The sequence below is a fragment of the Pseudoxanthomonas sp. SORGH_AS_0997 genome, assembly GCF_031453535.1.
In the GTDB taxonomy this organism is placed as follows: domain Bacteria; phylum Pseudomonadota; class Gammaproteobacteria; order Xanthomonadales; family Xanthomonadaceae; genus Pseudoxanthomonas_A; species Pseudoxanthomonas_A winnipegensis.
In genome coordinates, this window is record NZ_JAVIZI010000001.1 from 3,308,981 (window position 1) to 3,327,158 (window position 18,178).

At 72.2% G+C, this 18,178-nt stretch carries 15 protein-coding genes and 1 pseudogene; 8 read left to right on the forward strand and 8 right to left on the reverse strand.

Annotation, left to right across the window (positions count from 1 at the left end):
* Positions 1-24: 24 nt before the first annotated feature.
* The gene (locus tag QE438_RS14405; protein WP_306994723.1) at positions 25-2,409 is read right to left on the reverse strand and encodes a hypothetical protein; all 2,385 of its coding nucleotides are present in this window, start codon (positions 2,407-2,409) and stop codon (positions 25-27) included.
* 294 nt (positions 2,410-2,703) lie between these two features.
* Here QE438_RS14405 and QE438_RS14410 point away from each other — a divergent pair, with 294 nt between their 5' ends.
* Complete coding sequence (locus QE438_RS14410) at positions 2,704-4,032, forward strand: ATP-binding protein (RefSeq protein WP_306994721.1); 1,329 nt, start codon at positions 2,704-2,706, stop codon at positions 4,030-4,032.
* On the opposite strand, the gene QE438_RS14415 is transcribed toward QE438_RS14410, so the two are convergent.
* Positions 4,013-4,486: a winged helix-turn-helix domain-containing protein gene (locus QE438_RS14415; protein ID WP_309734924.1), complete on the reverse strand. Its 474-nt coding sequence runs from the start codon at positions 4,484-4,486 to the stop codon at positions 4,013-4,015. The two genes, QE438_RS14410 and QE438_RS14415, sit on opposite strands and share 20 nt — an antisense overlap.
* On the opposite strand from QE438_RS14415, the gene QE438_RS14420 reads away from it, so the two are divergent.
* From QE438_RS14420 to QE438_RS14430, 3 genes are all read left to right on the forward strand, one after another.
* Positions 4,485-4,784, forward strand: coding sequence for a hypothetical protein (locus QE438_RS14420; RefSeq protein ID WP_309734927.1), 300 nt, complete (start codon positions 4,485-4,487; stop codon positions 4,782-4,784). The two genes, QE438_RS14415 and QE438_RS14420, sit on opposite strands and share 2 nt — an antisense overlap.
* A gap of 318 nt (positions 4,785-5,102) precedes the next feature.
* Positions 5,103-5,927 carry an NAD-dependent protein deacetylase gene (locus QE438_RS14425; protein ID WP_306994717.1) on the forward strand — a complete coding sequence of 275 codons (825 nt, stop codon included), beginning with the start codon at positions 5,103-5,105 and terminating at the stop codon, positions 5,925-5,927.
* Between the two features lie 99 nt (positions 5,928-6,026).
* Positions 6,027-7,139 carry an NADH:flavin oxidoreductase/NADH oxidase gene (locus QE438_RS14430; RefSeq protein WP_306994715.1) on the forward strand — a complete coding sequence of 371 codons (1,113 nt, stop codon included), beginning with the start codon at positions 6,027-6,029 and terminating at the stop codon, positions 7,137-7,139.
* Positions 7,140-7,162: 23 nt separating this feature from the next.
* Here QE438_RS14430 and QE438_RS14435 read toward each other — a convergent pair whose 3' ends face one another.
* From QE438_RS14435 to QE438_RS14460, 6 genes are read right to left on the reverse strand one after another with little or no spacing between them, the layout of a single operon-like run.
* A complete protein-coding gene (locus tag QE438_RS14435; RefSeq protein ID WP_306994713.1) occupies positions 7,163-8,929 on the reverse strand; it encodes a GMC family oxidoreductase in 1,767 nt (588 codons plus the stop codon).
* A 15-nt stretch (positions 8,930-8,944) separates the two neighbouring features.
* On the reverse strand, positions 8,945-9,691 hold the full coding sequence (locus QE438_RS14440) for a gluconate 2-dehydrogenase subunit 3 family protein (protein WP_306994711.1): 747 nt from the start codon (positions 9,689-9,691) through the stop codon (positions 8,945-8,947).
* 28 nt (positions 9,692-9,719) lie between these two features.
* Positions 9,720-11,093, reverse strand: a complete 1,374-nt coding sequence (locus tag QE438_RS14445) for a cytochrome c (RefSeq protein ID WP_306994710.1) — start codon at positions 11,091-11,093, stop codon at positions 9,720-9,722.
* Positions 11,090-12,244 (reverse strand): aldo/keto reductase, encoded by a 1,155-nt coding sequence (locus tag QE438_RS14450; RefSeq protein WP_306994708.1) that lies wholly within the window; start codon positions 12,242-12,244, stop codon positions 11,090-11,092. The genes QE438_RS14445 and QE438_RS14450 overlap by 4 nt, the downstream gene beginning before the upstream one ends.
* 44 nt (positions 12,245-12,288) lie before the next feature.
* The gene (locus tag QE438_RS14455; RefSeq protein WP_307184108.1) at positions 12,289-13,455 is read right to left on the reverse strand and encodes an L-dopachrome tautomerase-related protein; all 1,167 of its coding nucleotides are present in this window, start codon (positions 13,453-13,455) and stop codon (positions 12,289-12,291) included.
* Positions 13,452-14,510: a LacI family DNA-binding transcriptional regulator gene (locus QE438_RS14460; protein ID WP_306994704.1), complete on the reverse strand. Its 1,059-nt coding sequence runs from the start codon at positions 14,508-14,510 to the stop codon at positions 13,452-13,454. The genes QE438_RS14455 and QE438_RS14460 overlap by 4 nt, the downstream gene beginning before the upstream one ends.
* Positions 14,511-14,755: 245 nt before the next feature.
* Here QE438_RS14460 and QE438_RS14465 point away from each other — a divergent pair.
* The 4 genes and pseudogenes from QE438_RS14465 to QE438_RS14480 all read left to right on the forward strand — a co-directional run bounded on the left by QE438_RS14465 (position 14,756) and on the right by QE438_RS14480 (position 18,165).
* Positions 14,756-15,629 (forward strand): annotated as a pseudogene (locus QE438_RS14465) (NAD(P)-dependent oxidoreductase).
* 161 nt (positions 15,630-15,790) lie between these two features.
* A complete protein-coding gene (locus tag QE438_RS14470) occupies positions 15,791-16,216 on the forward strand; it encodes an XVIPCD domain-containing protein (RefSeq protein ID WP_130524254.1) in 426 nt (141 codons plus the stop codon).
* A 44-nt stretch (positions 16,217-16,260) separates the two neighbouring features.
* Positions 16,261-17,112 (forward strand): formyltetrahydrofolate deformylase, encoded by an 852-nt coding sequence (gene purU, locus QE438_RS14475; RefSeq protein WP_306994700.1) that lies wholly within the window; start codon positions 16,261-16,263, stop codon positions 17,110-17,112.
* 402 nt (positions 17,113-17,514) lie between these two features.
* Positions 17,515-18,165 (forward strand): glutathione S-transferase family protein, encoded by a 651-nt coding sequence (locus QE438_RS14480; protein WP_309736335.1) that lies wholly within the window; start codon positions 17,515-17,517, stop codon positions 18,163-18,165.
* Positions 18,166-18,178 lie beyond the last annotated feature (13 nt).

Here is an 18,178-nt window from a genome sequence, read left to right on the forward strand (position 1 = left end):
GAGGCCAGGCGGAAGCACGGGGCGTTACAGGTCGATGCCGAAGCCGACGCCGGCGGAGGCGTCCTCGCCACTGAAGGCGCCGCCGATGCTGAAGGAGGCGCGCTCGCCGATCTGCTTGGCGTAGCCCACCGACAGCGCGGCCTGGCCGTTCTGCCAGCCGGCGCCGGCGGCGATGCGGCCGTTGGCGGTCCTGGCATTGGCCGCGTTGATGGCCATGTTCATCATCGCCGAGCCCATCGCCCCCATCCGGTCGATGCGCTTGTCCTGCGCGGCCAGCCGGTGGCCGAGATCGTTGGAGAGCTGGCTGAAGCGGTCGTCGAGCGCGGTCAGCTTCTGATCGGTATAGGCATTGGCCGAGCTCAGCGTCCTGGTCGCGGTGGTGTCGGTGTAGGCGTGCGCGGTGGCCACGGCCTGCGCATCGCCCGCCTGCACCTGGCCGACATTGGCCGCATCGGTGGCGGCGGTGCCGGCCGCAACGTTGGTCACGCGGCGCTCCTGGCCGGCGCTGCCCACCGAGACGGTGTTGGCCTGGTCGGCGAGCGAACCTTGGCCCAGCGCCACCGCGCCGGTGGCGGTGGCCGAGGCGCCCTGGCCGATCGCCGTGCCGGACGCCGCGCCGACCGTGGCGCTCTCGCCGACCGCCACCGCATTGGTGGCGGCGGACGCGATGACGGTATTGGCGCCGACCGCGGTACTGCCATCGGCACTGACCTTGGCGTTGCCGCCGATCGCGGTGTCGTTGGGCCCCGCCGCGTAGGCGCCGCCGCCGACGGCGGTGCCGTTCTGGCCGCCGCTGGCCGCGCCCGCGCCGATGGCCACGCCGTTGCTGCCGTCGGCCACGCTGGCGCCGTTCGCGCTGCCGCCGCCGACCGCTACCCCGCCGGCGCCGCTGCCGGCCGCCGGTGCGGCCTCCAGCGAGGCCAGGCGCGTGGAGAGGCCGGAGAACGCGCCATCCAGCGCGGTCAACGCGTCGCCGACATTGGTGAAGCTGGCGCCCTGCAGGCTGTAGCGCGGCAGCACGAAGCCGCCGGCCGCCGAATACCCCGCGCCGCCGCCCAGCGCCGCGGCCATCTGGCCCAGGCCGTCGACGGTCGCGCCGCCGGCCAGGGTCAGCGTGTCGGCCAGCGCGTGCAGCTGCGAGAGGTTCACCGCGTCGGTGTCCTCGGTGCCGGCGGCCACGTTGGCGAGCTGGCGCTCCGCGCCGGCTACGCCGATCGAGACGCTGTTGGCGCGATCGGCGAAGCTGCCGGCGCCCAGCGCGACGCTGTTCGCTCCGGTCACCGCGCTGTTGGTGCCCAGCGCCAGCGCGCCGTCGCCCAGTGCGCTGGCGCCCGAACCGAACGCCGCGGCGCCCAGGCCGGACGCGCTGGCGATGTAGCCCACCGCGGTGGCCTCATCGCCGTCGGCGAAGGTCTGCGCGCCGAGCGCGGTGGCGCTGGCGCTGGTGGAGATCGCCTGCGCGCCCAGGGCGGTGGCGTACATCGCATCGGCGTGGCTGTCGAAGCCCAGCGCCACGCCGTAGTCCGACAGCGCCCACGAGCCCGCACCCACCGTCACCGCGCCCAGCCCGTTGGCCTGCGCGGACACGCTGGCGTTGCTGGCGCCGATGGCCACGCTCTGCTGGCCCTGCGCCATCGCACCTTCCCCCAGCGCCGTGCCGCCATCGCCCGCTGCGGTGGTGCCGTAGCCGATGGCCACACCGGCGAACCCTTCGGCCAGGCCGTAGGTGCCGATGGCCACGGCCGCGTCATTGGTGGCCCGGCTCGCATAGCCCAGCGCCATGGACGCCGCCCCGGACGCGGCGCTCGAACTGCCGAATGCCGTGGCGTACTGCGCCTGCGCGCTGGCCGAACTGCCCACAGCCACCGCCCCCGCCTCGGCCGCCGTCGACGACCAGCCCAGGGCCGTGGCGTTGTCGCCGATCGCCTCCGCATAGGCGCCCAGGGAGACCGCGCCGAAGCCGGTGGCGCGCGCGCCGTCCGAATCGCCAAAGGCGCTGCCGAAGAAGCTGCCGCCGATGGCCACCGCCGACTGCCCGGTGGCCTGCGCCCCGTCGCCCATCGCGATGGCCGTGTTGCCGGCGGTGACGTTGTGGCCGATGGCGATGCCGTAGGCGTCGCTCACCGTGGCCCGGGCCCCGATCGCCACGCCGAAGTTCCCTGCGGCGTCGGCGCCGGCGCCGATGCCTACAGCGCTGGTGCCGCCGGCGGCCGCGTTGTCGCTGCCGTCACCGGCGCCACTGGCGGCGAAGTAGTTGGGATCCACCGCCGCCGCCACGACGGCCGCTTCATCGGCCTGCGGCGCGACGGTCTGGCTCGCCTGGGCGGTCGCCCCTGCGGGCGGGTCCACGTCCGCCGCCGGCATGGCGCCGGCCGGCAGCGCCAGCGCGAGCAGCAACGCGGCGGTCAACGGACTGCAAGACAGGGCAGGCAGGATGCGATGGGAGGACGTGCGCCCACGGCGCACGGACGACATGGCAAGGCTGGGCATGGCGATAGGTCCGGAGAAGGGAATTCGCACCGGCTCCCCGCACGGCACGCGTGGAAGGATTTACCGACAGCCGCCGCGCGCGCTCAATGCCCGCAATCTCATGGCCGGCTCACGCTAGACTCACGGCCCATGGGGAGATCTGATCGCAGTCGGTTCTGGCGCCTGCCTTGGCGCCCGCCGCTGTGGCGTCAGGCGGTCGCCTGGCTGCGCAGGGTGCCGGCCTCCGATCCGATCGACCGCCGCAACGCGCCGGCGCTGCAGGTGCTGATGCTGTTCCTCGGCACCGAGATTCCGCTCAACAAGGCCTACCACCTGCTGACCGCGGCGCGGATCCAGATGGACGCCACGCAGCTGGCCGTGGACATCGGCACCGACGCGGCGATGACGCTGGCCGCGTGGATCGGCGTGTGGCTGATCCGGCGCGGCCAGGTCAAGCCGGCCACGGCGCTGTTCATCGGCGTGACCCTGTGTTCGGGCATCGCGGCCAACATCGCCTTCGGCTACCAGCTGCAGGCCTTCGATCCCTATCCGATGATGCTGCTGACGCTGGCGGCCCTGGTGATCGGGCGCTGGGCGCTGTGGGCGGTGTATGCGTGCATCCCGCTGATGTTCTGGCTGGGCATGGAGAGCCCGGAAGGCCAGGCGCCGAACGCCTCCGGCAACCCCTTCCAGAACCTGCCGTCGCTGGCGATGAGCTATTTCATGATCACCCTGGTGCTGGACCGCACGGTGGAGGCGCTGCGCGAAGGCCTGTTCAGCGCCCGGCGTTCGGCCGAGCGCCTGCGCGTGGAGATGCGCGAGCGCGAGCGCGTGCAGGCACGGCTGCTGCACCTGCAGAAGATCGAGTCGGTCGGCCAGTTGGCCAGCGGCGTGTCGCACGATTTCAACAACATCCTCGGCGCGATCATCGGCTACACCGCCCAGCGCCATCGCCTGCACGAGCTGGACTACGACCCGGTCGTCGACGCGCAGGCGATGGGCGATGCGCTGGAGGGCGTGGAGCTGGCCGCGCAGCGCGGGGTGGCGATCAGCCGCAAGCTGCTGAGCTTCAGCCGGCGCGAACTGGCCGTGCCGCGCGACTTCGACGTGGCCGATGCGCTGGGCGAGCTGCAGCCCATGCTGCGGCAGCTGTTCGGCGCGTCCGTGCAGGTGCGGCTGCGCACGCCGGCGCTGCCCTGCGTGGTGCATCTGGATCGCGCGCAGTTCGACCTGGTGATGCTCAACTTCGCCGCCAACGCGCGCGATGCGATGCCCGAGGGCGGCACGTTCTCGATCGAGGTGAGCCTGGAGGAGCGGCAGGTGGTGCTGCGCCTGTCCGATACCGGCATCGGCATGAGCGCCGAGGTGATGCAGCAGGCCTTCGAGCCGTTCTTCACCACCAAGCCGGCGGGCCAGGGCACGGGCCTGGGCCTGGCGGTGGCGCAGGAGCTGACCCAGCAGGGCGGCGGCAGCCTGTGGGTGGACAGCGCGCCCGGCCAGGGCACGCGCTTCACCCTGCGCCTGCCGCAGGTCGCCGCGCCGCTCAGTCCGCCTGCGGATTGAACAGGTAGCCGGCGCCGCGCACGGCGGTCAGCGGCAGCGCCAGGCCGGCGCGGTCCTGCACCTTCTGGCGCAGGCGATGCAGCAGCGCATCGAGGCGATGCGGGTCGATCTCCAGCCCCAGCTCGCCGCCGAGCGTGGCCAGCAGCGACGCGCGCGAGACCAGCTTGCCGCGCGTGCGCCATAGGCACAGCAGCACGCGGCGCTCGGACTGGGTCAGCGCCACGGCCTTGCCCTGCGGCGAGAACAGGCACCAGCCATCGTCCTGCAGCTGCCACGCCGGCACCTCGTGCGCCGCCGCGGCCGCGGGCCGCGACAGCCGCCGCGCGACGCTGAACAAGGTCGCGGCCAGCATCTCGATCTCCACCGGCTTGGTCAGGTAGGCGTCGGCGCCCTGGCTGAGGCCACGCACCATGTCCGGCGAGGTATCGCGCCCGCTGAGGATCACGATGCCCATGCCCCGGACGCCCGGCCTGGAGCTGGCGCGTGAGGGTGAAGCCATCGCCATCGGGCAGGCCGATGTCGAGCACGATCAGGTCGAAGCTGGCCTGCGCCAGCGCCGCCTCCAGCTGCGCCACCGTGCGCATCGGCGCCACGTCGAAGCCATGGCGCGCCAGCCCCGGCAGCAGCACGCGCTCGCGCAGCACGTCGTCGTCCTCGAGCAGCGCCAGGCGCAGCGGGGCGGGCACAGGACCGGGGGACGATGGCACGGGCGAACTCACGTGGACGGCGCGGACTCGATGCAGGGACGGTGATCGGATGGCACAAGGCCCAAGGCGCCGTGCGCCCCGCATCCTGCGGGTCGGCCGAAGTATCCCGGATGGACCGGGCGGCGGCAATTCGCCGCATCGCGGCCGCGACGGGACGCTGCCATGCGCCGGACGTCCTTGCGTTGTCTTCCGGGACACCCAAGATAGGGCGCATGTCCTCGCCTGCGCATCCGCCGTCATGAGTGCCCTGCCCGACACCCTGCACCGCCATGCATGGCGGGCCTGGTCACGTGCGAAGGCCACGACGGCGCGCCTGCGCGCGTGTGTCGGGAAGTCAATCGCCAACCGGTGCCGGGAACGCGCATGAGCACGCCACAGGACCTGCAGCAGTTCATCGCGCGCCACGCGCGTCTGTTCGTGCTGACCGGCGCGGGCTGCAGCACCGATTCGGGCATTCCCGATTACCGCGACCGCGACGGCGCGTGGAAGCGGCCGCAGCCGGTGACCTATCAGGCCTTCATGGGCGAGCTGGCCACGCGCCAGCGCTACTGGGCGCGCAGCCTGGTCGGCTGGCCGCGCTTCGGCGCCGCGCGGCCCAACGGCGTGCACCGTGCGCTGGCGACGCTGGAGGCGCGCGGGCAGCTCTCGCTGCTGCTCACCCAGAACGTGGACCGCCTGCACCAGGCCGCCGGCAGCCGCCAGGTGATCGATCTGCATGGCCGGCTGGATGTGGTGCGCTGCATGGGCTGCGAGCGACGCACGCCGCGTCAGGACTTCCAGGCCGAGCTGGTCGCGCGCAATCCAGGCTGGGACCGGCATCACGCCGGCATCGCGCCCGATGGCGATGCGGATCTGGAGGGCGTGGACTTTGCCGCGTTCGACATCCCGGCCTGCGCGCACTGCGGCGGCGTGCTGAAGCCGGACGTGGTGTTCTTCGGCGAGAACGTGCCGCGCGAGCGGGTGGCCGCCGCGCGCGAGGCGCTGGAACGCAGCGATGCGCTGCTGGTGGTGGGCTCTTCGCTGATGGTGTATTCGGGCCTGCGCTTCGTGCAGTGGGCGCATGCGGCCGGCCTGCCGGTAGCCGCGCTCAACCACGGCCGCACGCGCGCCGACGCGTTGCTCACGCTGAAGGTGCAGCACGACTGCGCGCAGGCGCTGGCCTTTCTCGAGGACGGTGTGACGGCCTGAGCGTCGTGTGCGCGACAGGCTGATCCAGCGGTGCGCTTGCGGGGTGCTAACGCCGCGCGTTGCAATGTGGGCTCTCCCCCCGTTGTAAGGCCACACTTCGTGAGCACGCTGTTTTCGCCCCTGTCCCTGGGGCCGCTGTCGTTGGACAACCGCATCGTCATTGCGCCGATGTGCCAGTACTCCTGTGATGATGACAATGGTCAGGCCAATGCCTGGCACGCCATGCATCTGGGTCATCTGGCGCAGTCCGGCGCCGGCCTGCTGATTCTGGAAGCCACCGCGGTCGAGGCGCGTGGGCGCATTTCCTGGGCCGATCTGGGCCTGTGGGACGACGCCACCGAGCAGGCCCTGCGCCCCGTGTTGGAAGGCATCCGGCGCTGGTCGCCGATCCGGCTCGGCATCCAGCTGGCCCACGCCGGGCGCAAGGGCTCCACCCACAAGCCGTGGGAGCACGATGGCGCGGCCATCGCGCCGGATGCGCCGCACGGCTGGCAGACCGTCTCCTCCACCGATCGTCCGTACGAGGAAGGCGATCCGGCGCCGCAGCGCCTGGACGAGGCCGGCATCGAGGCGATCGTGCAGGCCTTCGTCGACAGCGCGCAGCGCGCGCACCGGCTGGGCTTCGACCTGATCGAGCTGCACGGCGCGCACGGCTATCTGCTGCACCAGTTCCTCTCGCCGCTGAGCAACGATCGCACCGATGCCTATGGCGGCTCGCTGGAGAACCGCCTGCGCCTGCCGCTGCAGGTGTTCGACGCGGTGCGCGCCGCGGTGCCGGACAGCATGGCGGTCGGCATGCGCATCTCGGCCAGCGATTGGGTCGAAGGCGGCTGGGACGTAGCGCAGAGCATCGCCCTGGCGCAGGCGCTGGAAGCGCGCGGCTGCAGCTATCTGCACGTGTCCAGCGGTGGCTTGGATCCACGCCAGCAGATCCCGGTGGAACCCGGCTATCAGGTGCCGTTCGCCCGCGACATCAAGGCGGCGCTGTCGACCATGCCGGTGGTCGCGGTCGGCCTGATCACCGAGCCGGCGCACGCCGAGCGCATCGTGGCCGAAGGCAAGGCCGATGCGGTGGCCATCGCCCGCGCCGCGCTGTACGACCCGCGCTGGCCCTGGCACGCGGCGGTGGCGCTGGGCGCGACCCTGCCGATCGCCTCGCAGTATCTGCGCAGCGAACCGCGCGAGGCGCGCGGCGTGTTCAAGCCGCGCTGAGGCAATGCCAATACGCGCGTTGGTTACGCCAACGCGCGTGGCGAGCACAGGTACTGGTCGCGAATGGCCTTCGCCGACCAGTAGGTCAGCGCCGCTACCAGCCCGGTGGGGTTGTAGCCCAGGCCCTGCGGGAAGGCCGACGCACCGGGGACGAAGACGTTGTGCACGTCCCAGCTTTGCAGATACCGGTTGAGCACGCTGATGCCCGGGTCGGTGCCCATGATCGCGCCGCCGTTCAGATGCGTGGTCTGGTAGCTGGTGGTATCGAAGTGATCACCGAAGTCGCGCACCAGCTTGCGGGTGGAGGCCGGGCCCATCGCCTTGGCGATGCCGTCGAGCTTGTCGGCCATGAAGCGCGCCATGCGCGTGTCGTTCTCCTGCCAGTCGAAGGTCATGCGCAACAGCGGCAGGCCGTGGACGTCGGTATAGGTCGGATCCAGGCTGAGATAGTTGCTGCGATAGCTCATGTGCGCGCCGTGCGCGTCCATCGACACGGTGTGGGTGTAGTGCTCGGCCACCGCGCGCTTCCACGCCTGGCCCCAGCCCGGCGTGCCCGCCGGCAGCGCGATGCCGCTGATCGGCTTGACCCCGGCCTGGTTGACCCACATCGGTGAGCCGCCGACGAAGCCGGCCGCCGCATGGTCGAAATGATCGGCGTTGAAGTCGTCGATCGCCACGCCGTTGCCGCCGGCGCCGATGAACTCGTTGCTGTGCACGTCCCGGCCGAAGAACGCCTTGACCGTGGCCATGTTCTGGTAGGCGAAGTTGCGCCCGACCACGCCGGTGTTGCTGGCCGGGTCGTAGGGCGTGCCGATGCCCGAGAGCAACAGCAGGCGCACGTTGTGGAACTGGAAGGCCGAGACGATCACCAGGTCGGCGGGCTGGAACACCTCGCGCCCCTGCGCATCGACGTAGGTCACCCCGGTCGCGGTCTTGCGATCGGGCGCCAGCTCCACCCGGGTCACCTCGCAATGCGTGCGCAGCTCGAACAGCGGCTGCTGGCGCAGCGCCGGCCATACGTTGACGTTGGGCGAGGCCTTGGAATAGTTGTAGCAGGCATAGCCGCTGCAATAGCCGCAGAAGTTGCACGTGCCCATCTGGCAACCGTAGGGGTTGGTGTAAGGGCCGGAGGCGTTGGCCGAAGGCATGTCGTAGGGGTGATAGCCCAGCCCGGCGGCAGCCGAGAAGAAGCGCTGCGCCGAGACGGTGCGCTTCTGCACCGGCAGCGGGAACGGCGCCGAGCGGTCCGGCGCCAGCGGATTGCCGCCCTTGTCCCGCCCCACCACTTCGCCCTGCACGCTCCAGGCGCTGCCGGAGGTGCCGAACACCTTCTCGGCGAAGTCGAAGTGCGGCTCCAGCTCCTCGTAGCTCACGCCGAAGTCCTGGATGGTCATGCCCTCGGGGATGAAGCGCTTGCCGTAGCGCTGCTCGTAATGGCTGCGCAGCTTCAGCTCCACCGGGTCGACGCGGAAGTGCACGCCGGACCAGTGCAGGCCGGCGCCGCCGACGCCATCGCCAGGCAGGAAGGCGCCGAGCTGCCGATACGGCAGCGCGGTATCCGCCTCGGTATGGCGGATCGTGACGGTGCTGCGCGACAGGTCCTGGAACAGCTTCTTGCGCACGCTGTAGGTCAGCTCGTCCAGCGTGCCCGGGTAGGCGCCGTCGGGCTGGGTGTCGCGCGCGGCGCCGCGTTCCAGCGCGACCACGCGCAGGCCGGCCTCGGTCAGCTCGCGCGCCATGATCGACCCGGCCCAGCCGAAGCCCACCACCACCACATCGGTCTTCTTCATCGTGGTCGCCATGGCTCAGCCCCGCGCCCCGTCGATGGACACCGGCGGCAGCGGATAGGCCACGTCGCGCTCGACCCAGTCCATGAAGTCCGCGCGCGCGCCGGGGAAGCCGATCAGCTTCCAGCCCACCAGGTCGCGGTTGCCGCCGTGGCGCGGATCGCTGAAGAAGCCCTCGCGCGCGTTGGCCAGCAGCAGGCCGAACAGCGCCTTGGGCGGCACCTGCGCCAGCGCCAGCGCGCCGGCCTCCAGCTGCTGCAGCACGGTGTCCTGCAGCGCGGCGTCGAGTTCGGCGAAAGCCTGGCCGTGCGCGGCGCGGCAGGCCTGGTCCAGATCGGCCAGGCCCAGCCTGTAGAGCTCGCGCGGCGCCAGCCGGAGCTGATACCCCAGCGTGGCCGGCGCATCGGGCTGGAACGGCCCCTGCATGAACCACAGCCGCCCCGCCGCCCAGGGCGTGCCCATCTGGAGGTCGATGTATTCGGGCACGCCGGCCTCCAGCGCGCCCGGGTCCTGGGCATCGCCGGGGATCAGGCGGGCCACGACGGCCTGCAGGCAGGCCCACTCGGCCGCGCTGAAATACGTGGGCTGATAAGGCGCGGGATCGGCGGTGCTGGCGGCTTCGCGCTGGCCGGCCTCGCCCTGCCGGCCGTCGCATGCACCAAGGGCGACCGCGGCCGGGGCCACGGCCAGCGACAGGCGCAGGAAGGCGCGGCGGGTCGTCGCGGTCGGCGCATCGGCCTGCGGCGTCTGGGGAGACTTGCTCATGCGGTTCACCAAGGGGCAGCGGCGCGCATCAATCGCGCGTGGAAGTCGGGTCGTGGGGTTTGGCGCGCTCGGCGCGCTCGCGCTCGAGCTGGGCGCGGACCTTGCGCACCTGGGCGGCGCTGACCGGGTCGGCGCGATTGCCCCAGCCCGCGCGCACGAAGCTGGCCAGCTGCGCGACCTGCGCATCGTCCAGCCGCCAGGCGAAGCCGGGCATGCCAAGGTCCGAAGGCGCCGCCGGCGTGGCCGGCATCCTGCTGCCGTCCAGGATCAGGCGCAGCAGCGAGGTCGGCGCGGGCGCCAGCACGGTGGGGTTGCCGGCGATCGACGGGAAGGTGCGCGTATCGCCGGCGCCGTCGCTGCGGTGGCAGCCGGCGCAGTTGTCCAGGTACAGCGCCGCGCCGGGCGTGGCGTCCTGGCCCTGCGCCAGGGCCGCGGCGGTAGACGGGTCGGCACGGAAGCCGGGATGCGCCGGGTCCTGCGCCGGCAGGCTCTTGAGGTAGGCCGCGATGGCGTGCAGATCGTCCGCGCGCAGGTACTGCATGCTGTGGACGGTGACATCGCCCATCGGGCTGCCGACGGTGCCCGCGTGCGGATTGCGGCCGGTGCGCAGCGAATCGACGATGTCCTGCTCGGACCAGCCGCCCAGCCCGCTGCCCACATCGCCACGCAGGTTGATGGCGGTCCAGCCATCGATCACCTGGCCGCCGCTCAGGTAGGCCTTGCCCGAGGCGTCCAGCGCTTCCTCCTGCATGGTCAGCGCGCGCGGGGTGTGGCAGCTGCCGCAGTGGCCCAGGCCTTCGACCAGATAGGCGCCCCGGGCGAGCCGGGCGTCGGCCAGCGCCGGCCTGGCCGCCAGCGCGTCGGGTGAGGGCGCGAACATGCGCCGCCACAGCGCCAGCGGCCAGCGCAGGCTGAGCGGCCAGGCGATGCCCGTGGGCTGGTTGTGGCGTTCGACCGGCTTTACGCCCTGCATGAAATAGACATACAGCGCGCGCACGTCGTCGTCGCCGATGCGCGCATAGGACGGATACGGCATGGCCGGATAGAGCGTGCCGCCGTCGGCGCGGATGCCGTGCCGCAGCGCGCGGTCGAACTGGTCCAGCGAGTAGCGGCCGATGCCGGTGTCCGGGTCCGGTGTGATGTTGGTGCTGTAGATGGTGCCGATCGGCGAGGCGATCGGCAGGCCGCCGGCGAACGGCGCGCCGCCCGGTGCGGTATGGCAGGCGGTGCAGTCGCCGGCCGCGGCCAGGTAGCGGCCCTGCTCCAGCAGCGCGGCGGCCTGCCCTTGCGCGACCGGGGCGATGGCGCGGGTCCGCGTGGGCAGCAGCGCGATGGCGAACGCCGACAGGAACAGGATCGCCGCCACCAGCGCGGCGATGAACAGACGCTTCTTCCGCATCATGCCGCCGCCGGCACCGGCGCGTCGGCGTCGATCAGGCCCTCGTGCCTGAGCTCATCCCACAGCGCCTGCGGCACCGCGACCGCCATCGAGGCGACGTTGGCCTGCACCTGCGCCGGTGTGCGCGCGCCCGGGATCACCGCCGACACCACCGCTGGCGCGTTGGCGAACTGCAGCGCCACCGTGCGCAGGTCCACGCCGTGGCGATCGCACACCGCCTGCACCCTGGCGCGCTTGGCCGGTGCCCAGTCCGGCATCTTTCCGTCGTAGAGATAGCGATCGCGCCCGGCCAGATAGCCGGCCAGCAGCGGCGCACCGACCACCACCGAGGCGCCGTGCGCGGCGATCTTCGGAAAGGTCTCGTGCAGGGTCTTGGCGTGATCCAGCAGCGAGTACTGGCAGGCCAGCAGAAAGATGTCCGGGTCGGCCTGCTCGATCGCGCGCAGCGCCGGTTCGGGCCGGTTGACGCCGAAGCCCCAGGCCTTGATCAGGCCTTCCTCGCGCATGCGGGTCAGCTCGGGCATGGCGCCCTTGGCGGCCTCGGCGAAGCGCTGCTCCCAGGGCATGCCCAGGTCGTCCTCGTTGTCCGGCGACAGGTCGTGGATGAACACCACGTCCAGCTGCGCCACGCCCAGCCGGTTGAGGCTGTCCTCCACCGAGCGCCGCGTACCGGCGGCCGAGTAGTCGTAGCGGTAGCGGAAGGGCGAAGGCGACTGCCACATCGTCTCCTGCAGCGGCCCGGCGGTGGCGGTGAGCAGCCGCCCGACCTTGGTGGAGAGCACGTACTGATCGGCCGGATGGGTGTGAAGATGGTGGCCGAAGCGGCGCTCGCTCAGCCCCAGCCCATACCAGGGCGAGGTGTCGAAGTAGCGCACGCCCGCCGCCCAGGCCGCGGCCAGGGTCTGTTCGCTCTGCGCGTCGGTGGCCGGGGCGAAGCCGTTGCCGATCGCCACGCCCCCCAGGCCCAGGCGCGAGCTCGGCCGGAACCGCCCGCTGCGCGGCGCATTGGACGGCAGCGGGGCGCCGGTGCCGCGCCCCTTGGTCGGCAGCACGCTGCCCGGCCCCGGCGCGGTCGACTGGGCCAGCAGCGGGCTGGCCGCCAGGGCGGCGGTCCCGGCGGCGGCGGCGGTCAGGAAACGGCGGCGATGCAGCATGGTGTGCTCCAGTGGCTAAAGGGGAACATCGGCGGCGCAGGCCCTCATGGCGCACCCGCCGCGCTGAGCGGACCGGCCGGATCGGTCGGCAGCCGCACCAGCAGGTACGGCGGCTGACGCAGGTCCTTGCCGCCGTTGAAGCTGGGCAGGCGGTCCCACTGGCCCAGGGTCACGTACACATACCGATCGGTGGCCGCGATGCCGTCGGGCCAGACGATGCGCGGATCGCGGCCGACCACGTCGAAGTGCCCGTCCGGCCAGCGCCGCACGATCGCGTCGTGCTCGCTGTCGGTGATGTACAGCCGGCCCTGCCCGTCGCTGTCCATGCCATCGGCGAAGCCCTTCTCGCCCAGGTCGCGCACCGCGGCGGCGAGCGTGGCCTCGTCGTTGTCGAAGTTGGCCAGCACGTCGGTGGAGATGCTGTAGAGGCGCCGGCTGCTCAGCGGCGCGAAGTAGAGCGTGCCGTTGTCGGGGCTCAGCGCGACGGCATCCACGCCGCCCACCGGAAAGGTCGGCGACCTGGCGCTGTAGCGCATGGGCTTGCCGTCGAGGTTGGCGACGAAGCCCGGGTCGGGCTGCGTGGAGGGGTGATGGGCCAGCACGCGGCGCTGGCGCCCGCTGGCCAGATCCACCACCACCAGCGCCGGCGAGGTGCCGAAGGAGGAATCGCTGACATAGGCCGTGCCCTTGGCGCCATGGCTCAGATCCACGCGCAGGTCGTTCATGTGGCTGTCCTGCAGCAGCGTCGGCGCCTTGAGCACCACCGAGGCGAGCACCCGCCCGCTGGCCGGGTCGAACCCCACCACCTTGGCCGCGCCGTCCGGGATGCCCGGCACGCCGGCGCGCTTGCCGTCGTCGATCACCCACAGGTTGCCCTTGGCATCGGTGGTCATGCCGTGCACCGAGACCAGCCGCTGCGCGTCCGGCGCCTGCGAGGGCAGGCTCATGGCCGCATTGGGAAACGACACCAGCCGCCCCTGCACCAACTCGCCCAGCGTCATGCCGGCATGGTTCTCGGCGTGGCGCGGGAAGCCGACGAACACCCGTCCTGACGGCGTCACCGCGATGCCCGAGGGGCCGGGTCCGTCGAAGCGGGCCACCACCTCCAGCTGGCCGACCGGCAGGGCGGCCGGGTCGTGCGCCTCGCCGGCCCGGGCCAGCAGCGGGGACAGCAGGCAGGCCAGCGCAAGCGCGGCGCGCAAGGGGGTCATGTCAGGTCTCCGGTCGGGCGCGGCGGCGCGTCGGTGCTGGCGCGCGCCACGATGGAAAAGCCGGTGTCGATCACGCGGGCCTTTGGCGTGGCGCCGGCCAGGCGCTCGAGCAGCAGCGTGGCCACGGTGTGGCCCATGCCGCGCCGGTCCACGGCCACCGAGGACAGCGCCGGCACGACGGCCGCGGCGATCGGCGCATCGTTGAAGCCCATCAGCGCCAGGTCCTGCGGCACGCGCAGGCCCCGGCGCTGGGCCTCGAACAGGGCGCCGGCGGCCAGGTCGTCGTTGGCCAGGAACACCGCCTGGACCTGCGGATGGCGCCGCAGCAGCTCGGCCAGCAGCAGGCCGCCGCCGGCGATGGACGAGGGGCCCTGGCCATCGAGGATGTAGTCGTTGCGCAGCCCACGCGCCGCCAGCGCCTCGGCGAAGGCCTGCGCGCGGCGCGCGGCGCGCAGGTCGTGCTCGGCGCCGGTGCTGACGATGGCGATGTGGCGGAAGCCGCGATCGGCGAACCAGTCGGCCACCGCCCGGCCCACCGCCCGATGCGAGAAGCCCACCATCAGGTCGATCGGCTCGCCGTCCAGGTCCATGAACTCCACCAGCGGCCGGGTGCGCGCCAGCGCCTGCAGCCGCGCGCGCAGGGCCGGCGTATGGTCGACGCCGGCCAGCAGCAGCCCGGCCGGCGCCCAGCCCAGCAGGCCCTCGACCAGGCGCGCCTCGCGGTCCTGGCGGTATTCGGTGGTGCCCAGCAGGACCTGGTAGCCCTGTTCGTCCAGGACGGCGTTGACCCCGTCCAGGAACGGCACGTACACCGGATGGGCCAAGGTGGGCACCACCACCGGCACGATCCTGCTGTGGCCGGCGGCCATGCTGCTGGCGGCGTGGTTGGCGACGTAGCCCAGTTCGGCCACGGCCTGTGCGATGCGCGCGCGCAGGGCGGCCGAGACCGCGGCCGGCTCGCGCAGCGCACGCGAGACCGTGATCGCCGCCACGCCGGCCCGCGCGGCCACGTCCTTGAGGGTCACCGGCCGCTTGCCGACGCGTCCGCCGCTCACGCGGCCCCCCGCGAAGCGAGGGCGCAGCGCGGGCCGAAGCCGGCACAGCCTGGGGTGAACGGGGGGGCGGACATGGCGAGCGAAGCGCGGATGGTTGCGCAACCATACCAGCCCGGGGCGCGATCACCGCATGAAAACGCGCACGAGCCCGTCAGGCGGTGCCGCACCCGGGGCGTGCTTCGCGCCTCCCATACCCGCGCGGGTCGACACTGGTATTCCCCTTTCCCCCCGAAGCGACCTTCACGATGGACATCGGATTCCTGGGCCTGGGCACGATGGGCGTGCCGATGGCGCGCAATCTGCTCAAGGCCGGCCACAGCCTGCGCGTCTGGAACCGCGGCGCCGCCCCGCGCGAGGCCCTGGCCCGCGAAGGCGCCCACGCCTGCGACACGCCGCGCCAGGCGGCCGCACCGGTGCTGATCTCGATGCTGGCCCACGACCAGGCGGTGCGCGAGAGCGTGCTGGACAGCGGCCTGCTCGACGCCCTGCCCGAGGGCGCGATCCACGTGAACATGGCCACCGTCTCGGTCGCCTTCGCACGCGAACTGGCCGATGCGCACGCCGCGCGCGGAGTGGCCTACGTGGCCGCGCCGGTGCTGGGCCGCGTGGACGTGGCGCAGGCCGGCAAGCTCAACATCCTGGCCGGCGGCGAGCCCGCGGACATCGCCCGGGTGCAGCCGCTGCTGGACGTGCTGGGCGCCAAGACCTGGCACTTCGGCGCCCGGCCCGAGCAGGCCAATGCGGTCAAGCTGGCGGCCAACTTCTGCCTGGCCAGCGCCATCGGCACCATGGCCGAGGCCGGCGCCCTGGTGCGCGGGCACGACGTGGCCCCGGCGGATTTCCTGGCCATGCTCACCTCCACCGTATTCGCCGCGCCCGCCTACCAGGGCTATGGCGGGCTGATCGCGCGCCAGCAGTACTCGCCGGCCGGCTTCAAGATGACCCTGGGCCTGAAGGACGTGCGTCTGGCCCTGGCCGCCCGGCGAGGCGAAGCATGTGCCCATGCCCCTCGCCAGCACCCTGCGCGACGGCCTGCTCGAAGGCATCGCCCAGGGCGATGGCGAACTGGACTGGTCGGCGCTGGCCAAGGTCTCGGCTCGCCGTGCCGGGCAGGCCTAGGCGCGCGCGGCGGACCTGCGTCGCGGATCGCCGCGGCGCGGCTTGAGCCGCGCGGCGCGCTGCGACTAAGGTGCGCAGGCGCTCGGCACGACGGCGCGTTCAACGGAAGGACACATGCACGCATCCAGGGACATCCACCACCGGCACGGCCCATGGCCGCGATGAGGGCCTCGGCACCGGTGCAGGCGCAGTCCTCCGAGGTGATCGGCCCGGAACATCCCGAGCACCCCGAACACCGCCTCTATACCCAGATCGCGCGCGGCGTGCACCGGCTCGATGCCGAGGCCGGGCGCACGCCGGACGCGGCCAGCGCGCGCATGATCGCCCGGCTGATGCCGCTGGCGCGCGAGCAGGGCTTCAGGCGCGTGGACCACGTGGTGCTGAGCCGCCACATCGGCCTGGTCGAACAGGGCGAGCACGTGTTCCTGGTGCAGGGCCGGCTGGACGATCCCGGCCACAAGCGCGCCTTCATCACCACCGACGAGGCCACCGCCACGCCCGTGGCCGATTCGCTGCGCCGGCTGGACGAGGCCAACGCGCGCCGGCGGCGCCAGCGCCGCGGCCGCGGCGAAGACGGCACCGACTGAAACCGTCGCCGCCGCGGTGGGCCTGTGCGTAAGATGCCCGCCCTATGCCCCGCGACCACATCCTCACCCTCTCCTGCCCGGACCGCACCGGCATCGTCTACCGCGTGAGCGGCCTGCTGTTCGACGCCGGCTGCAACATCCTCGATGCGCAGCAGTTCGGCGATGCCGACAGCGGACGCTTCTTCCTGCGCGTGCACTTCGACCGGCCCGAGGCGCTGGAGCCCGAGGCGCTGCGCGGGCGGCTGGCCGAACTGGGCGCGGCCTTCGACATGGACTGGCAGCTGCACGACGCGCAGGCGCGCGCGCGCCTGCTGGTGCTGGTGAGCAAGCACGGCCACTGCCTCAACGACCTGCTGTTCCGCGCGCACAGCCGCCAGCTGAAGGTGGACATCGCCGTGGTGGCCTCCAACCACGAGGACTTCGCCCCGCTGGCGGCGTCCTATGACGTGCCGTTCCATTACCTGCCGGTCGATTCGGCCACGCGCGCGACACAGGAGCGCGCGATCCTGGACCTGGTCGAACGCGAGCGCATCGACCTGGTGGTGCTGGCGCGCTACATGCAGATCCTCTCGCCGTCGCTGTGCGCGGCGCTGGCCGGACGCGCGATCAACATCCACCACAGCTTCCTGCCCAGCTTCAAGGGCGCCCAGCCGTATCACCAGGCGCACGCGCGCGGGGTCAAGATCATCGGCGCCACCGCGCACTACGTCACCCCGGACCTGGACGAGGGCCCGATCATCGAGCAGGACGTGGCACGCGTGGACCATGCCATGACGCCGCGCGAGCTGGTGCGCCTGGGCAGCGATACCGAATCGCTGGTGCTGGCGCGCGCGGTGCGCCGCCATGTCGAGCACCGCATCCTGCTCAACGGCCACCGCACCGTGGTGTTCCGCTGATGGGCGCGTGGCTGCTGCTGATCCTGATCGCGCTGGCGGCGGGCTTCGTGATCGCGCTGGTCGCGGTGGGCATCAAGCTGCTGTTGGAGAAGCGCAAGCGCTGAGGCTTCCAGCTTTCTGGGACAACCTTCTCTCCCGCTCACCTCGCGCCCTCCTTGTAGAGCGGAGCTTGCTCCGCTGCCCTTCGTTCGGTTCGTAGAGAAGGCCCCAGCGGAGCAAGCTCCGCTCTACAGGTGGCAACCACCACCACCACAAGCCGGTACGCTTGCGCTTCTGCTTCGATCCGGGAGGGTGCGATGAGCGATCCGATCTATCACGTGGTGGGCAGCTATGTGTCGCCCTACGTGCGCAAGGTGCTGGTGGTGATGGCGCTCAAGGGGCCTGCGCTACACCATCGACCCGATCGCCCCGTTCGTCGGCGGCGACGCCTTCCAGCGCATCAGCCCGCTGCGCCGCGTCCCGGTGCTGATCGACGGCGCGCGCGTGATCAACGACTCCAGCGTGATCTGCCAGTACCTGGAGGATCGCCACCCCAGCCCCTCGGTGTACCCGGTCGACATCGGCGAGCGCGCGCAGGCGCGCTGGCTGGAGGAGTACGCCGATGCCCGCCTGGGCGAGGTGATCGTCGCCGACCTGTTCTATCAGCGCGGGCCCAAGCGCTTCCTGTTCAAGGAGCCGGTGGACGAGGCGCGCTTCAACCACGCCCGCGACGTGGCCCTGCCCGCCAGCCTGGACTGGCTGGAGGCGCAGATGCCGCAGGACGGCTTCCTGCTCGGCGCGCTGTCGATCGCCGACATCGCCATCGCCGCGTTCTTCCGCAACGCGGCGATGGTCCGCGTGGAGGTGGACGCCGCCCGCTGGCCGCGCACCGCGGCCTGGCTGCGGCGGGTGCTGACGCTGCCGGAGTTCGCGCGTCTGGCCGGCATCGAGGACACCATCGCCCGCACGCCGTTGAGCGAGCAGCGCGCGCTGCTGCGTTCGCTCGGCGAACCGCTCAGCGAGGCCACGCTGGGCACCGAGGTGGCGCGCAAGGGCGTGATGCGGCTGGACTAGGCCCGTCCGAATC